Genomic DNA, 16,547 nt, shown 5'->3' with positions numbered 1-16,547 from the left:
CGGGCCTGCTTCAGGAGCTTTCAAACCCGGTACAAGGTTTCAAGAGTGCCTGCCAGATGTCAGCGGAGATGGCCCAAGGAGGCGGCGTCACCTCAGAGTCACTGTTGAAGGACTCGCTCAAACAAATTGCCAATATTGATCGTGGGCTACAGGGCGGCAATGCGTTTTTGGAAACCAACCCGGATGCCATGAGGGAGGCGAAGGCCCGCGATCAGGAACGTGCCAATGGCCGCGTACGCGGGTACTTGCATGGCGTGCCGATAGCGCTCAAGGATGTCTTTGAAACCAATGACCGCATGCAGACCAGTGCAGGCTCCAAGGCGTTGGTGGGTGCGCCTGCCGCCCGGAATGCCAAGGTCGTCGACAATTTGCTGAAAGCTGGCGTGGTGATTGTAGGCAAAACCAATATGAGTGAGCTGTCCAACTTTCGCTCACTCAAATCGGCGGATGGCTGGAGCTCCCGAGGTGGCCAGACGTTGAACCCACATCGACTCGGAGGGACGGTGGCCGGCTCGAGTTCAGGTTCGGCCGTGGCGGTCGCCCAGGGGCATGTGCCCGTGGCACTGGGGTTGGAAACCAACGGATCAATCATCAGCCCCGCAGCCTACAACGGTGTGTTTGGCCTGAAAACAACGACGGGCCTGGTCAGTACCGAAGGCGTCATGACCAGCACCCGCATGGACGCGGTGGGGACCTTCACCCGCAATATCTGTGATGCGGCAGAAGCACTCAATGCAATGACCGAGACCAACGTCTACACCGAGGGCCTGCACGCTGATGCCTTGAAGGGTAAGCGTATTGGCTATACCCCTTTGCCTGAATTGTCCGCAGAGGAGTCCAAAGACCCGGCCAAGCGCGCAGACCGCAAGCACTATGAGGCGGCGCTCGAAGTGATGAAGGCCCAGGGTGCAATTCTAGTGCCCTTGGAGCGGTTGGACGCCGGTGTCCCCGATGAAGCCTATGAGGGTTATAACGAGGCGATATTCTCGGAGGTCAAGCAACAACTGGAAGACTATTTGGCTGGGCGGGAAGGCTTGCCCGTCAAGTCACTTGCTGAGCTGATTGCTTTTATCAAACGCACGCAGAAACCTGATGAGCCTGACCAGAAATTGCTGGAAATGATCAATGAGCTGGAGACCACGCCGCAAAAGCGCGAGGTATTGTGGGAAGCCATCCTTCCTGTATTTCAGAAGACCATTGATGGCCCCCTGAAGGAGCACAAGCTCGACGCCATGGTGTCGAATTTTCTGACCCACAACTATTTCTATAGTGCAGCCGCCGGGTACCCCGGTATATCTGTTCCATCAGGCATGGATGATGAAGGCATGCCCACGGCAATATACGTGTATGGCTCCGGCAAGAGTGAAGCCACCTTGCTGTCAGTCGCCCATGGTTATGAGCAAGCCTCGCAGGCCATTCAAGAACCGGCTTTTCTCCCAGGTGCTCCTTCTACGCAAACACCAGACAGTCCAGATAAAACGGTTGAGGCCACCAACGGCTGAGTTGAGTCAGCCTCGGCTGGTTGCCACGGTTGAACCCATCAATTGAGAGATAAGGCTTTGTGCAGAAGGTTGCGCCGCCGGGGTATCGAACCGGCGCGCACTCATCCCCCACCCCGGTGCGAACCCCGGGAAAAACACCAGCCCTTCGGCCTCCAGGCGAAACGCCAGGATCAAACGGGTTTCATCGTCCACGTCGCCGTGGTCTTCCAATTGTTCAATGGCTTGCACCGCCACGCCAGCCTGGCGAGCCAGCGCTTCGCGGCTCCAGCCCAGCATGACGCGCGCCTGCGCGCAGTGTTTGGCGGTGAATTGATGCAGGACGATCTGTTGTTCTACGAAAGAACTCATTGCCAGAGAGGACATGGGGTTTCTCCAGGTTCGACAGGGGAGGTGCAACTATACTGTGTTTTTGTACAGTTGTTTCTACCGCTCATCCACTGGCGTTGCAACCCCTTATGATTCCAGCCCCGGTGCCTCACGAATAATCAGGTGATCCAGATTCTCGATCCTGGCGCTGAATACCCCGAACGTCTGCTCGGGGTTTTTCTGGCTGGGCACCTGCACAAGCTGCGGCGTGACCCCATAGAAAAAGCAATACAGCGACCGTTCACTGCTGGCCGCCGCCTTGATCTGCTCCAGGAATGCCGTGCGCTTGCGGTAGTTTTCGATGAGCTTTTTGCTCAGGTAGACGTTCACCGAATAAGGCTTCCTGTCGAGCCACACCTTCTTTTCGAAGTCGATGCGAAAACTGCTGGTGTAGTCCTTGATGGTCTTGATCTTGCCCCAGTAAATCAAACCCTGGTTGTCTTGCAGGTATTCGATCTTCTTGAAGAATGCCCAGTAGGTCGCCGCGTGCTCACCGATCTTCAAAGGCATGGCCTTGAGCTTGTCCTTGTCATCGATGTTGGACACGTAGCACTCCACCGGGTGTGCGAATACGCTGGTTTTGTCCGGGATCGAGTCATTGCTGCCAGAAGAGGTGGTAGCGCGGTTTGCGGGCGCTTTCGTCGGCTCCTGAAGGACGCTTCCAGCGGTGCCGACTACCGGCGTTTTAGGCTCGTACAGTCGCCGCGTCAGCACAAATTCCGATGGGAAATTTTCCTCATGCTCGTCGTCATTTTCACCCGTCGCAGGTTTATGGCTGCCGGCATAGCGGCAGCCGTCGATATGCCGCGTGCCGGGTTTGTTCTTGAAGTGCGGCGTGCGCAGGTAGTTGACGTTCTTGGCGTTGAAAGTGCTCAACGCATTGGTGCTATCGAACGCCGCGCGGCAGGCGTCGTTGGGGCACAGGAAGCTGTCCTTGTCGGAATCGAACGCGGTGGTTTCGTCGAAATTCAGGTCTCGTATGTCATAGATCGACACCTTGTCGTCGAGACTCAGGCTGTAGGCCGTGTCGAATTTCATGGGGCTCGGGTCCTTCAGAGGTTTGGCTATTAATAGCCGGATCTTGCGTAAATATCAGCAAGAACCTGCCACGCGTCGCCCGCTCAAGAAACACAGGGTGCCGCCCATGGCCGTGAGTGCGGCCAAGGCAAAGAACATGCTGGTGGGCGCCGCATTGATCAGCAGATAGCCGCAAATCACCGGGCTCATGGCCCCGCCAAACGCGGCCAGGTTCTGTGCCCCGTAATAACTGCCCCGTAGTGCATCCGGCGCGATGGTGTCGATAAACAGGAACTCTGAGGGATAGATGATCATCTCGCCCAAGGTGAACACAAACATCGCTAGGCACCAGGTCAGCAGACTGTGCGCCTGGCTGAAGCCGACCAACCCGACAATAAACAGCAGGGTGCCCAGCACGATCCAATGGCGCAATTGCTCGCGCTTGAGAAATCGGCCGATTTGGTACTGCATCAAAATCACGGTGATGGCGTTGCAGGCGAGCACCGCAGACAGAATTTTCAGTGCTTGGTCGGGGGTGTAGGCCACCAGCAAAAACTGCGACAGATAAAGGGTGTAGCGCCCATGGACGATGGTGCTCAACAGGCTGCCGCTGGTGAAGAGGATCAGCGTGCGGTCGCTGCGCAAGATGCGCAGGGTGCTGAGGAAACTCTGAGGCTTATGACTGTCGTCGCGCTGGGTCGGCGCAATGCCGATCATCAGGAACAGGCTGCCAAAGGCAATGGCGCTGGCGATCAAAAACGGTGCCCACGGCAATTGGCCGGCAATCACTACGCCCAACATCGGGCCCGTGGCATAGCCGACATTGGTCAGGGTGTAGCGCAGGGAAAACACCTTGGCGCGCTCACCCACCGGCAGGTTCTCGCTGATGATCGCCTTGGAGCCGATCAGGAACAGCGCCGACGCGGCTTCAGTCACAACAAGGGTCAGCGTAGTGAGGTAGAGGTTGCTGGCAAAGGTCAGCAACAAAAAACCGATGGAACTGGAGAGCATGGCCAGGATCAGCAGTTTGCGCTTTTCCAGGCGATCGATGATGTAGCCGCCATACAACCCCATGAGCGTGGCGATGAACACCGCGACCCCCATCAGCAGGCCGATGTCCTGCTGGTTGAGGCCCAGGCGTGTGCTCAGCCAAAGGGCCAGCAATGGGCTGGTCATGGCACGGCTGACCACGATGGTCACCGAGCAGATCATCAGGCGACGGATTACCAGGGAGTAGGTGGCCACGGTGGGGTGGGCTCCTTGTGATTCTTACCTACACGACTCAGATCACCAGCGAACGCAGATTGAGTGTGGGAGCTGGCTTGCCTGCGATAGCGGAGTAACAGCCAACATTGTTTTAGCTGACCCACCGTTATCGCAGGCAAGCCAGCTCCCACATTCGATGGCGTTATTGGCCAGAGTTGATGGTGATTTTTTCTACCGCACCTTGTTCCAGATCCCACTTCTTCAGGATCTTGCCGTAAGTCCCATCATCAATCATGCCCTGCAACGCCTCACTGATCGCCGTGACCAACTCGGTATTGCTCTTCTCAATCCCAAGCCCGGTGAATTGCTTGGAAATCGCCAGCCCCACCGGCTTGTACTTGCCCTTGTCCAGCGACATCAAATAAGGAATGGTCTCGCTGCCCTGCATCGCCGCATCCAGGCGGTTCTGCTGCAACTGCGCCCGCGCATCCGCCGAGCCTTCGGTGCCGATCACCACGATTGCCGGCTTACCTGCCGCCTCGCAGTTTGCCTTGCTCCAGGCGGTAATTTCCGACGGCCAGGTGGTGCGGCGGCTGGTGCCGACTTTTTTACCGCACAGGTCGGTCAATTCCTTGATCTCTTCGCGCTTGGCCAGGGTGTACAGCTGCGGGCCGCTGGTGAAGTAGTCGATGAAGGTCACGGCTTTCTGGCGCTCGGCGGTGTCGGTCATGCCTGACAGCACGATGTCGACGCGCTTGGTGGTCAGACCGCTGAGCATTTGTTCGAAGCCGGTTTCCTGCCATTTGATCTTCACGCCCAGTCGCTCGGCCAGGGCGTTGCCCAGGTCGAAATCAAAGCCGGTGAGTGTGTTGGTGGCCGGGTCCTTGAAGTCCATCGGCGGGTAGTTCGGCACGATGGCCGCGCTGATCTCACCCTTGTCCTTGATGGCTTGCGGCAAGGCCGCGAATACACATGAGGAGGCAATCAGGCCTGCAAGCAAGGTAGGGATAAACATCTTCTTCATGGGGGCGTTCTCGTTAGTTTTTTAGTTAAGTGCGAACGGCAGAAATAAAGCTTTGGGTACGCGGGTTTTGTGGGCTTATTAGAATGTCTTCCGGGCTGCCGGCTTCCACAATCTGGCCGGCGTCCATAAACACCATGCGGTTGGACACTTCGCGAGCGAAGCCCAATTCATGGGTGACCACGATCATGGTCATGCCGGTGGTGGCCAAATCGCGCATCACCGACAACACTTCGCCTACCAGCTCCGGGTCGAGGGCTGATGTGGGTTCGTCAAACAGCATCAACTTGGGGCGCATCGCCAAGGCACGGGCGATTGCCACACGCTGTTGCTGGCCACCGGACAACTCCACCGGGTAAGCATTGCGCTTGTCCGCCAGGCCAACGCGGGCCAGCAGTTCCAGCGCGTCTTCGATGGCTTCCTTGGGCGAGCGCTTGAGCACCTGGCACGGGCCTTCGATGATGTTTTGCAACACGGTCATGTGCGGGAACAAATTGAAACGCTGGAACACCATGCCGGTGGCCAGGCGCTGGCGGGCGATCTGCGCTTCGTTCATCTCGTGCAGCTTGTTGCCGACTACCCGATAACCGACCAGTTCGCCGTCGACCCACAGGCCGCCCTTGTCGATCTTTTCCAGCTGGTTGACGCAACGCAGCAGGGTACTTTTGCCCGAGCCGGACGGGCCGATGATGCACATCACCTCGCCTTGCTCGACCTCGATATTGATGTCACGCAGGGCGTGATACTGGTCGTAATACTTGTTCAGGTTGACAGCCTTGACGATGCTTCTCATGGGGCAAATCTCCTCAACCCAGGCTTACGAACGCTTGCCGGCGCCGCGGGCAAAACGACGCTCGAGGCGGCTTTGACCAAATGAAAGAACAGTCACCACCGCCAGGTACCAGATGCCCGCCACAATCAGCAGCTCCATCACCCGGGCGTTGGCGTAGTAGATGTTTTGCGCGTTGTGCAGCAGTTCCGAGTACTGGATGACACTGGCCAGGCTGGTCATTTTCACCATGCTGATGAACTCGTTGCCTACGGGCGGGATGATCACGCGCATGGCCTGCGGCAGAATGATCCTGCGCAGCGCCTGCAGGCTCGGCATGCCGATGGACTTGGCCGCCTCGTATTGGCCGGTGTCCACCGACAGCAAGCCGGCACGCACCACTTCAGCGGTGTAGGCGCCCTGGTTGATGCTCAAGCCGAGCAGGGCGGCTACGAAGGGCGTCATCAGGTCGACGGTGTCGATGCTGAACAGGCCCGGAATCGCGATCACCGGGAAGATCAACGCCAGGTTGAACCACAGCAACAATTGCAAAATCAGCGGTGTACCGCGAAACAACCAGGTGTAGGTGATGGCCACGTAACGCAGGATCGGGTTGGCCGACATGCGCATGATCGCCGTGATCACGCCGATCACCACGCCCAATGCCATCGCCAGGATCGACATGACGATGGTGTTCACCAGGCCCCAGAGGATGGCTTGCGACGTAAGGAACTGGCCAATGTAGGACCATTCGATCTGGCCATTGGCAAACGCGCGCAACAGCGCAGCCAACACAATCACGATCAACGTGGCAAAAAACATCCGCCCGTAATACCGCCGCGGCACATGCTCGTACTGCGTGATATCGAACTGGTTTTCAGACAACTTGCGCTCGGCTTCCAAGCGCTCGGCCGGGGTTTGATTCATGTTGCTACTCCAAAACTAATGACGCTTTAACCGATGTACACGGTGTTACGGTTGAAACCCGGTCAAATGTGGGAGCTGGCTTGCCTGCGAAAGCGCCGGTGAGCTCACCACACCTACCAAGGCTTAAATCCGAAACCCCTGATAACTCTCAGCCCACTTCTGCTGTTCAGCCAAAGCAGTCTTCAACCGCCCAATCTGCTCCTTCACCCGCTCCGGCGCCGTACCACCCCACCCACTGCGCGCCGCAATCGCCGCCTCCAGGGTCAGGCAATCACGCACGTCCGGGGTGAGCCGCCCATCCACCTCGGCCAACATCGCCGGTGAGGCTTGCCACAACTCAATCTCATGCTGCTCACAGGCCTGCACCAGCGCGCCGGTAATCTCATGGGCCTCCTTGAACGGCACGCCACGGGTGGCCAACCAATCCGCCACCTCAGTCGCCAAGGTAAAGCCCATCGGTGCCTGGCGTCGTAGCTCCTCTACCTGCACCTTCATGGTCGCCACCATCCCGGCCATCGCCGGCAACACCAGCAGCAAGGTGTCCACACTGTCCAACACGCTGTGCTTGTCTTCACTCAAATCGCGGTTGTACGACAGTGGCAACGACTTGAGCGTCGACATCAGCCCGGTCAGGTTGCCGATCAAACGCCCGGCCTTGCCCCGCGCCAGTTCGGCAATGTCCGGGTTCTTTTTCTGCGGCATGATCGAACTGCCGGTGGCGTAGGCGTCGTCTAGCACTACCCAGCGAAACTGGCGCGACGACCACAGGCAAAACTCCTCAGACAGCCGCGAAATATTCACCCCGAGCATTCCCGCCACAAACAGGAACTCCGCCACATGGTCACGGCTGGCGACAGCGTCGATGGAGTTTTCGCATGGCCCGGTGTAGCCCATTTCCTTGGCCGAGTGCTGCGGCTGACGTGCTATCGCCGAACCTGCCATCGCTGCCGCGCCCAACGGCGACAGGGCCGTACGCGCATCCCAATCCACCAGGCGCTGCACATCGCGCAGCATCGACTGCGCGTGAGCCAGCAAATGATGGGCAAACACAATGGGTTGCGCCTGCTGCAAATGGGTGAAGCCCGGGCAGATGCTCTGCACATGTTGCTCGGCCTGTTCAACCAACGCCTGCTGCAGGCCCAACACCTCAGTGGCGATGGTGCGTGCATGGTCACGCAGGAACAGGCGCAGATCATTGGCCGTCTGGTCATTGCGCGAGCGTCCGGCGCGCAACTTGCCGCCCAGGGCACCGAGGCGCTCGGTCAATACGCGTTCGATAAAGGTGTGTACGTCCTCGTCATTCAGGGTGGGATGCAGGCGACCGGCGGCGAAATCCTCACCGATACGGTCCAGGGCTTCGAGGGTGCGCAGGGTTTCCGATTCATCCAGCAAACCGGCGCGCTGCAACTCACGGGCATGGGCGCGGGAGCCGGCCAGGTCGTAGGGCGTGAGGCGAAAATAGCGCTCAGGGCAACGCGACAACGCGGCCAACGCCGCAGACGGACCGGTCTTGAAACGAGCGCCCCAAAGGCGGTCGGTGGGCTGGGACATGGGTGTTCCTCACGCTTGTTTTTAGAAGAGTCGGAGGCAGTTTCAACAGAAGTTTATCGGTGTAGAACCGACGTCTGACGCGCCGTATTCAAGGTTGCCAAGGGCGGATGTTTATGTTCATTATCGCCGCCTGGCTATGTTCAAGGATTGGGTTCAAGCCTGTTGAATATGGCACTCGAGGTCAACGCGCATTATGGAAACCCCACTTTCCACTTCTGGAAACCTGCCGCCAAAACCCGGCACACGAGCGCCGCTGCAACTGAGCGGGCTGGACTTTAAATTGTTGCGGGTATTTATGGCCGTGGTCGAAGCCGGCGGCTTCAGTGCCGCGCAAAACGAGCTGAACGTGGGCCTGGCGGCCATCAGCAAACAGATCTCCGATCTCGAGATTCGCATCGGCATGCGCCTGTGCACACGGGGCCGCGAAGGGTTCGGGCTGACCGAAGAAGGCAAGTTGGTGTATCAAGCATCCATCGAGTTATTTACCTCGGTGGACAGTTTTCGCGACAAGCTTAGTTCGGCGCAGAATGAACTCATCGGCGACCTGAGTGTGGGCGTTATCGATAACACCGTCTCCGACGTTAGTTCCCCACTGATTACCGCCCTGGGCAACTTACATCGCCAATCGCCAAAAATAAGATTGCGCCTACACGCCTCGCAATTGGACGAAGTTGAACGTGGGGTAGTGGAAGGGCGACTGGTCGCCGGCATCGTCCCGGTGTACCAACGCCGTGAAGAATTCGACTACTTCCCACTCTACGAAGAAAAGGCCCACGCCTACTGCGCCGTAGGGCATCCCTTGTTCACTGCGAGCGACATCACCCCCGACGCTCTTCGCCAATACGAAGTGGTCAACCATCGGTATGCGATCCATCGCGACAAGGCCAACTTCGTCAGCCACGACAGCCAGTCCGCCTCGGCTTCACAAGTGGAAGCCGTCGCCATCCTGATCCTCACCGGCCGCTTCCTGGGCTTTCTGCCAGAACACTACGCCACGCCACTGGTAAGGGAAGGGCGCCTGCGCGCACTGTGCCCAGAGCAGGTTCATTTAAGCACCGCGTTCAACCTGATCCTGCGCCACAACGCGCCGAGAAGCCCGATGGTAAAAGCCTTCGCCACAGCGCTGGGTGTAGACTTGAAGACGTCGGCCTAAGCCTCAACAAAGCTCAAATGTGGGAGCTGTCGAGCCCCAGCGAGGCTGCGAAGGGATCGCCTCGGTCTCCCGCCAACCCCACCCACCCGCATCACCGCTGCAACCGAGCCCGCTTTTTCTTCTTCGCATGAAAATGCCGAAAATGCGCATCCTGCGCCGCCGCCAACAACTCCCGATCCCCACGCGTATCGCCCCAGGCCCTGAGCCGATACTCCCCCAGGTCCCCATACACCGCCTCAAGCCGCAGCACCTTATTCTCACAACGGCAATTATTCCCGGTGAGCTTGCCGGTCAGCACCCCATCCACCACCTCAAGCTCAGTACCGATCAAGCGGATGCCAAGCCGGTCGGCAAACGGCTGCAACACCAACGCCGGCGACGCCGAACACAGCGTCACCACCGCCCCGGACTTCACCTCATCCGCTACCGACTGCAAACCGCTCGGGCGCATCAACTTGCTCCAGCGCGCCTGGCAATATTCCTGCGCTTGCTGCTGAACCCAAGCCTTCTCCACCCCGGTCATAAAGGTGCGAATCAACTGCGCCTTCAACTCATCCCGGCTGATCTGCCGCACCAAAAACCGCAGCCCCGGCAGCGCCAGCTTGACCATCCGGCCATAAAACTCGCCGGGGCCAAAGGCAAACTTGAGGAAGGGCACGAAACTGTCGTGGTGGGTGAGGGTGCCGTCGAAGTCAAAGACGGAAAGTACTTTGGCGTCTGCGGGGCCGGCTTCGAGCATGTCTGGGTTCACGGGTTGGCCTCGATCCTATCTGATAGTTTTCAAGCGGGCATCAGCTGTGACAGCAGGAGTCTACTCCCGTGCCAATCTTCCGATCTTGGCGTAAAGCTCTTCGGTGAAAGCTTCCCGAGCGCTTGACCGGTGACAACGCTGATGGCAATTGGGGCACAAGGCTACAGCATTGGGGGGGCGATCCGAACCCTTCCGGGCCAGGTGCTTGAGGTGATGTACTTCAAGAAATGGCAAATTCCTTTTTTACCGACGAAAAAAAGCCCTGAACATGCCAGGGCTTCCTTTAGTGCTTAGTCCGAATCAATCCCAGCTCAGCGCGCCGCCGGTCTGATACTCGATCACACGGGTCTCGAAGAAGTTTTTCTCTTTCTTCAAGTCCATGATCTCGCTCATCCACGGGAACGGGTTGGTGGTGCCTGGGTACTCTTCCTTCAAGCCGATCTGCGACAGGCGACGGTTCGCGATGAACTTGAGGTAATCCTCCATCATCGCCGCGTTCATGCCCAGCACCCCACGCGGCATGGTGTCACGCGCGTATTCGATCTCCAGCTGCGTACCCTGCAGAATCATCTGGGTCGCTTCTTCCTTCATCTCGGCATCCCACAGGTGTGGGTTTTCGATTTTGATCTGGTTGATCACGTCGATACCGAAGTTCAGGTGCATCGACTCATCGCGCAGGATGTACTGGAACTGCTCGGCCACGCCGGTCATTTTGTTGCGGCGGCCCATGGACAGGATCTGGGTGAAGCCGCAGTAGAAGAAGATGCCTTCCAGTACGCAGTAGTAGGCGACCAGGTTGCGCAGCAGTTCCTTGTCGGTGTCGACGGTGCCGGTTTCGAACTTCGGATCGGAGATCGAGCGGGTGTACTTCAGGCCCCAGGCGGCCTTTTTGGCCACCGATGGAATCTCGTGGTACATGTTGAAGATCTCGCCTTCATCCATGGCCAGCGATTCGATGCAGTACTGGTAGGCGTGGGTGTGGATCGCTTCTTCGAAGGCCTGGCGCAGGATGTACTGGCGACACTCCGGGTTGGTGATCAGGCGGTACACGGCCAGCACCAGGTTGTTGGCTACCAGGGAGTCGGCGGTGGAGAAGAAGCCCAGGTTGCGCATGACGATGCGGCGCTCGTCGTCGGTCAGGCCTTCGGGGTTCTTCCACAGGGCGATGTCGGCGGTCATGTTGACCTCTTGCGGCATCCAGTGGTTGGCGCAGCCGTCGAGGTACTTCTGCCAGGCCCAGTCGTACTTGAATGGCACGAGTTGGTTGAGGTCGGCGCGGCAGTTGATCATGCGCTTTTCATCAACGGCGACGCGGGCGGAGGCACCTTCCAGCTCGGCGAGGCCTTCGGCGACGTCGAGTTTGTCCAGGGCGGCCTTGGCGCGCACGATGGCGGCGGAGTCGTTGGCGGTGACGGCGCGGGCTTCCACGGCGGCAGCGGCGCCGGCACCGTCGAGGCGGTCCATGTTGGCTTCGGTGGCGTGGCCGGCGTTGGCGCCTTTGGCGGCTACTTCGCCTTCTTCTTCTTTGTCGAATTCGTCCCAGCTCAGCATGACGTGTCGTCTCCTGCGTGAGGGCTCAAAGGTGCCCGTGTGAAACCGGATGGTTGGATGTTCACACGGCCCTATGGCCGCGGTGGATCTTAAGGAATCGTTTGTTGCAACAGCTCGCGCAGGCAAATAAACGGAATCAGGTTGCGGGTGCTGCATGAGGCTTGAGGGGCGCAGCGATGCGTGCTTGCTGCAGCGCAGGCTCAAGGTCTGGCTCTTTATCCCTGTGTAAAGGGATATTGCAGGCCCGATTTACCCGCGCATTATAGGGAAAAATTCAGGTTTGTGTTGCGGCGGATGGTCACTTGGGAGCGCCAAAATGACGTGGGTTTCGGCCAAAGCGAGTGTTTGCAAGGCTTTGCTGGGCGTGGGGGTTTTTGACGGGCGGGGATGTTTTTTTTGGGGCAGGGGAAGGGGGCGTAAAAAGAGTGGTCGTGGCTGAAATCGCCATCGCAGGCAAGCCAGCTCCCACAGTTGATGCGTGGTGTATTCAAGGGCGGGTTCTTGGCCGCAAGAACGATTTCTTGCGGCAATTAAGAATCCAACTTCAGAAGTTGTTAGCCGTTAGAGCAACCATTGCCCATCACTTGATAGTTAAGAATATGACGCTGGCCTTGCGAATCTTCATATTCCATCTTCACCGGTACAACTTCGCAGACTTCTGGAATGCTGCTCATGGACAAGACTTTGGCCACATCCAGGTGAGTGCTGTAGGTGTAGTCCTCAACGATCGGGGCGTTCTGGCCGGCCAGTTCAGTCGGGGCTTCGTCCGCCAGGGCGGCGGTGGCGCACAGGCTGCTCAGGGCCATCACTAATAACGCTTTCATTGCTTCATTACCTTCTTCAGGGCGAAAGGGGGCACGGGGCCCTTGTGAGGCCACGTGTGTCACTTAAAAGTTGGGAAGTTCGGATTAACGTTGCCTTCGTGGGGGCTGTTGCGTTGTTAATCAGAGTGCCTTGTTGGCGGAGTTGATTTTAGGCGCCTCGGTTATATTCATATACCCGTGGTTTTGATAAACACTTTTGGCGGTTTTTGTAACAATCCCTCGATTAAGCTTTTTTCAGAAAGCTGCCAAGCGCCGCAGCACGCGGGCCAGAGCGGTGAAACGGCATAGCAGGGCAATTTGTAGGGTCTTGTTACTACCATCGTCGAATGGTTCTATAGGCCCACCCCGGCTACAACAGGGGCCATACAACAACAACTATTGTCACCGAGGTAAGAAAGATGAGTGCGGCTTCCCTGTACCCCGTTCGCCCCGAAGTAGCAGCCAACACGCTGACCGACGAGGCGACCTACAAGGCCATGTACCAGCAGTCGGTGGTCAACCCCGATGGCTTCTGGCGCGAGCAAGCCAAGCGCCTTGACTGGGTCAAGCCTTTCACCGCGGTGAAGCAGACCTCTTTCGACGACCACCATGTCGACATCAAATGGTTCGCCGATGGCACCCTGAACGTTTCCTACAATTGCCTGGACCGTCACCTCGCCGAGCGTGGCGACCAGATCGCAATCATCTGGGAGGGCGACGACCCTGCCGAGAGCCGCAACATCACCTACCGCGAGTTGCATGAGGAAGTCTGCAAGTTCGCCAACGCCTTGCGCGGCCAGGATGTGCACCGCGGCGATGTGGTGACTATCTATATGCCGATGATTCCCGAAGCCGTGGTCGCCATGCTGGCCTGTACCCGCATCGGCGCGATCCATTCGGTGGTGTTTGGCGGTTTTTCCCCGGAAGCCCTGGCCGGTCGCATCATCGACTGTAAGTCGAAAGTGGTGATTACCGCTGACGAAGGCATCCGCGCTGGTAAGAAGATTCCGCTGAAGGCTAACGTTGACGACGCGCTGACCAACCCGGAAACCAGCAGCATCCAGAAGGTGATCGTGTGCAAGCGCACCAATGGCGCGATCAAGTGGAACCAGCATCGCGACATCTGGTACGAAGACCTGATGAAAGTGGCGGGCACCGTCTGCGCGCCAAAAGAAATGGGCGCCGAAGAAGCGCTGTTTATCCTCTATACCTCTGGCTCTACCGGCAAGCCTAAAGGCGTGCAGCACACCACCGGCGGCTACCTGCTCTATGCGGCCCTGACCCACGAGCGTGTATTCGACTATCGCCCGGGCGAAATCTACTGGTGCACTGCCGACGTGGGCTGGGTCACCGGCCACACCTACATCGTCTACGGCCCGCTGGCCAATGGCGCGACCACGCTGCTGTTCGAAGGCGTGCCGAACTACCCGGACATCACCCGCGTGGCGAAGATTGTCGACAAGCACAAGGTCAACATCCTCTACACCGCACCGACCGCGATCCGCGCGATGATGGCTTCCGGCACCGCAGCCTGCGAAGGCGCCGACGGCAGTAGCCTGCGCCTGCTGGGTTCGGTGGGCGAGCCGATCAACCCGGAAGCCTGGGACTGGTACTACAAGAACGTCGGCCAATCCCGTTGCCCGATCGTCGACACCTGGTGGCAAACCGAAACCGGCGCCACGCTGATGAGCCCACTGCCAGGCGCCCATGCGTTGAAGCCGGGTTCGGCGGCACGGCCGTTCTTCGGGGTGGTGCCGGCGCTGGTGGACAACCTGGGCAACATCATCGAAGGCGCCGCCGAAGGCAACCTGGTGATTCTCGATTCCTGGCCAGGCCAGGCGCGTACCCTGTACGGCGACCATGACCGTTTTGTCGACACCTACTTCAAGACCTTCCGCGGCATGTACTTCACCGGTGACGGCGCGCGTCGCGATGAGGACGGTTACTGGTGGATCACGGGCCGTGTGGATGACGTGTTGAACGTGTCCGGCCACCGCATGGGCACTGCCGAGATTGAAAGCGCCATGGTTGCGCACCCCAAAGTCGCCGAGGCGGCGGTGGTGGGTGTGCCGCATGACATCAAGGGGCAGGGCATTTATGTGTATGTCACCTTGAAGAATGGTGAAGAGCCTAACGAAGCACTGCGCCTGGAACTGAAGAACTGGGTGCGCAAGGAAATCGGGCCGATTGCCTCGCCGGATGTGATCCAGTGGGCGCCTGGGTTGCCAAAAACGCGCTCGGGGAAAATCATGCGGCGCATTTTGCGCAAGATCGCCACGGCTGAATACGATGGGTTGGGGGATATCTCTACCTTGGCAGATCCAAGCGTGGTGGCGCATTTGATTGAAACGCACAAAACCATGAACGTCGCGTAAGCGGAGTAGGTGGGACAAAGCCCCATTCGGTGCAAGCCGGGTGGGGCTTTTTTGTACGGCCTCAAGACCGCCCAGATTTAGTGTGGGAGCTGGCTTGCCTGCGATAGGGGTATGTCAGGCAAAGGTTGGTTGGCTGAGGCATCCCTATCGCAGGCAAGCCAGCTCCCACAGTTCAGATTGCATTTCATAAGGGGGTATGGATGGCGGTCTGACAGACCTGCATAGCCACCAAACCAATAAATATCGGTTTTCCCCGTAGGACGTTTCTGAATGTTACCGCCTCGCTCAAATGTGTAACCGCCCGCACAAACCTGGGGCGATGGACCACGCCTACGCCCCGAAAAACCGCGTTCTAGACATCCCCACAAATAAGATTAAACGCCAGACTTGCCGTGCTAGAAGGGTTTGCGAATAATAGGCCCGCAATTTGCAGCATCATCAGGTTTAATATCTTTTGTCTCTGCATAAAATTCAGAGGCTGTCAATGAGCTGGAACCGCTTTCTCAGTGCTTCTGTAAATTGTTGTCGCATTGAGGAAATATCGGCCTCCGGCCTGTCGTTAGAATGCCGATCACTCGCTCGTCGTCGCAGGTGTCGCCCGCGCAGGACGCAGCACCGCTATTCGGTTACACCTTCGCCGCATCGTGGGCCATGGCTCATACTGCTGTTTTTGCCCTATACCGATGGAGTCCCAAGATGAAGAAACTCGTGCTGTTGGGCGCCCTGGCGCTGTCCGTGCTGTCCATGCAGGCTTTCGCCGAAGGCAAGCCGCTGAAAATTGGTATCGAAGCGGCTTACCCTCCGTTTGCCTCGAAGGCGCCGGATGGCAGCATCGTCGGTTTTGACTACGACATCGGCAATGCGCTGTGCAAGCAGATGGACGTCAAGTGCACCTGGGTCGAGCAGGAATTCGATGGTCTGATCCCGGCACTCAAAGTGCGCAAGATCGACGCGATCCTGTCGTCCATGTCTATTACTGACGACCGCAAGAAATCCGTGGACTTCACCACCCGCTACTACCTGACCCCAGCTCGTCTGGTGATGAAGGAAGGCACCACCGTCAGCGACAGCCTGGATGAACTCAAGGGCAAGAAGATCGGTGTGCAGCGCGGTTCGATCCACGACCGTTTCGCCCGTGAAGTCCTGGCGCCAAAGGGTGCCGACATCAAGGGCTACAGCACCCAGAACGAAATCTACCTGGACGTGGCTGCCGGCCGCCTCGATGGTACCGTGGCTGACGCCACCCTGCTGCAAGACGGTTTCCTGAAAACCGACGCCGGCAAAGGCTACGCGTTCACCGGTCCGGCGTTTACCGACGTCAAATACTTCGGCGACGGCGTAGGCATCGCGGTACGCAAAGGCGACAAGGAAAACCTTGAGCGCATCAATGCGGCCATCGCTGCAATCCGTGCCAACGGCGAATACAAGAAAATCCAGGACAAGTACTTCGACTTCGATATTTACGGCGCTGACGCCAAGTAACTCATCGCAGCTGTCTGTCCGAAATGGCGCAAGCAACAGTCATCCTGAAGTTTGCGCCATTTTTTCATCCCCC

The 16,547-nt window shown here is 58.2% G+C and carries 14 protein-coding genes and 1 pseudogene; 4 read left to right on the top strand and 11 right to left on the bottom strand.

All coding sequences use genetic code 11. The annotated features are described in order from the left end of the window. The first annotated feature begins 56 nt into the window (after positions 1-56). Positions 57-1,502 (top strand): amidase family protein, encoded by a 1,446-nt coding sequence (locus tag GH769_RS18345; protein ID WP_032902795.1) that lies wholly within the window; start codon positions 57-59, stop codon positions 1,500-1,502. 6 nt (positions 1,503-1,508) lie between these two features. Here the strand turns inward: GH769_RS18345 and GH769_RS18340 are convergent, their stop codons facing one another. The 7 genes from GH769_RS18340 to argH all read right to left on the bottom strand — a co-directional run bounded on the left by GH769_RS18340 (position 1,509) and on the right by argH (position 8,359). Continuing rightward, on the bottom strand, positions 1,509-1,865 hold the full coding sequence (locus GH769_RS18340; RefSeq protein WP_014719611.1) for a transcriptional regulator: 357 nt from the start codon (positions 1,863-1,865) through the stop codon (positions 1,509-1,511). A gap of 90 nt (positions 1,866-1,955) precedes the next feature. Beyond that, positions 1,956-2,906 carry a hypothetical protein gene (locus GH769_RS18335; protein ID WP_032902797.1) on the bottom strand — a complete coding sequence of 317 codons (951 nt, stop codon included), beginning with the start codon at positions 2,904-2,906 and terminating at the stop codon, positions 1,956-1,958. Between the two features lie 54 nt (positions 2,907-2,960). Next, positions 2,961-4,130, bottom strand: a complete 1,170-nt coding sequence (locus GH769_RS18330) for an MFS transporter (protein WP_019819281.1) — start codon at positions 4,128-4,130, stop codon at positions 2,961-2,963. A 163-nt stretch (positions 4,131-4,293) separates the two neighbouring features. Then, positions 4,294-5,115 (bottom strand): ABC transporter substrate-binding protein, encoded by an 822-nt coding sequence (locus GH769_RS18325; protein ID WP_020303106.1) that lies wholly within the window; start codon positions 5,113-5,115, stop codon positions 4,294-4,296. A gap of 25 nt (positions 5,116-5,140) precedes the next feature. After that, the gene (locus GH769_RS18320) at positions 5,141-5,905 is read right to left on the bottom strand and encodes an amino acid ABC transporter ATP-binding protein (RefSeq protein WP_003193648.1); all 765 of its coding nucleotides are present in this window, start codon (positions 5,903-5,905) and stop codon (positions 5,141-5,143) included. A gap of 24 nt (positions 5,906-5,929) precedes the next feature. Continuing rightward, positions 5,930-6,808, bottom strand: coding sequence for an amino acid ABC transporter permease (locus GH769_RS18315; RefSeq protein ID WP_019819278.1), 879 nt, complete (start codon positions 6,806-6,808; stop codon positions 5,930-5,932). 123 nt (positions 6,809-6,931) lie between these two features. Beyond that, the gene (gene argH / locus GH769_RS18310; protein ID WP_032902798.1) at positions 6,932-8,359 is read right to left on the bottom strand and encodes an argininosuccinate lyase; all 1,428 of its coding nucleotides are present in this window, start codon (positions 8,357-8,359) and stop codon (positions 6,932-6,934) included. 193 nt (positions 8,360-8,552) lie between these two features. Between argH and GH769_RS18305 the strand changes: the two genes are divergently transcribed. Continuing rightward, positions 8,553-9,512, top strand: coding sequence for a LysR family transcriptional regulator (locus GH769_RS18305; protein WP_014719606.1), 960 nt, complete (start codon positions 8,553-8,555; stop codon positions 9,510-9,512). Between the two features lie 91 nt (positions 9,513-9,603). On the opposite strand, the gene GH769_RS18300 is transcribed toward GH769_RS18305, so the two are convergent. From GH769_RS18300 to GH769_RS18285, 4 genes and pseudogenes are all read right to left on the bottom strand, one after another. After that, positions 9,604-10,251, bottom strand: coding sequence for an HAD-IB family hydrolase (locus GH769_RS18300; RefSeq protein WP_020303103.1), 648 nt, complete (start codon positions 10,249-10,251; stop codon positions 9,604-9,606). 72 nt (positions 10,252-10,323) lie between these two features. Continuing rightward, a pseudogene (locus GH769_RS18295) lies at positions 10,324-10,497 on the bottom strand (HNH endonuclease); the annotation flags it as partial. 66 nt (positions 10,498-10,563) lie between these two features. After that, the gene (locus tag GH769_RS18290) at positions 10,564-11,814 is read right to left on the bottom strand and encodes a ribonucleotide-diphosphate reductase subunit beta (RefSeq protein ID WP_014719604.1); all 1,251 of its coding nucleotides are present in this window, start codon (positions 11,812-11,814) and stop codon (positions 10,564-10,566) included. A gap of 554 nt (positions 11,815-12,368) precedes the next feature. Continuing rightward, entirely contained in the window at positions 12,369-12,638 is a 270-nt protein-coding gene (locus GH769_RS18285) for a DUF2790 domain-containing protein (RefSeq protein WP_014719601.1), read from the bottom strand. Between the two features lie 398 nt (positions 12,639-13,036). Between GH769_RS18285 and acs the strand changes: the two genes are divergently transcribed. Together acs and GH769_RS18275 are read left to right on the top strand one after the other, a co-directional pair. Further along, positions 13,037-14,992, top strand: a complete 1,956-nt coding sequence (gene acs, locus GH769_RS18280) for an acetate--CoA ligase (protein ID WP_005790645.1) — start codon at positions 13,037-13,039, stop codon at positions 14,990-14,992. A gap of 696 nt (positions 14,993-15,688) precedes the next feature. Then, positions 15,689-16,474, top strand: coding sequence for an ABC transporter substrate-binding protein (locus GH769_RS18275; protein ID WP_020302951.1), 786 nt, complete (start codon positions 15,689-15,691; stop codon positions 16,472-16,474). Positions 16,475-16,547 lie beyond the last annotated feature (73 nt).

It is taken from the genome of Pseudomonas sp. CFSAN084952 (genome assembly GCF_009648855.1).
Classification (GTDB): Bacteria; Pseudomonadota; Gammaproteobacteria; order Pseudomonadales; family Pseudomonadaceae; genus Aquipseudomonas; species Aquipseudomonas paracarnis.
Note: the sequence above shows the minus strand (reverse complement) of the source record. Positions and strands in the feature narration are given on the sequence as shown.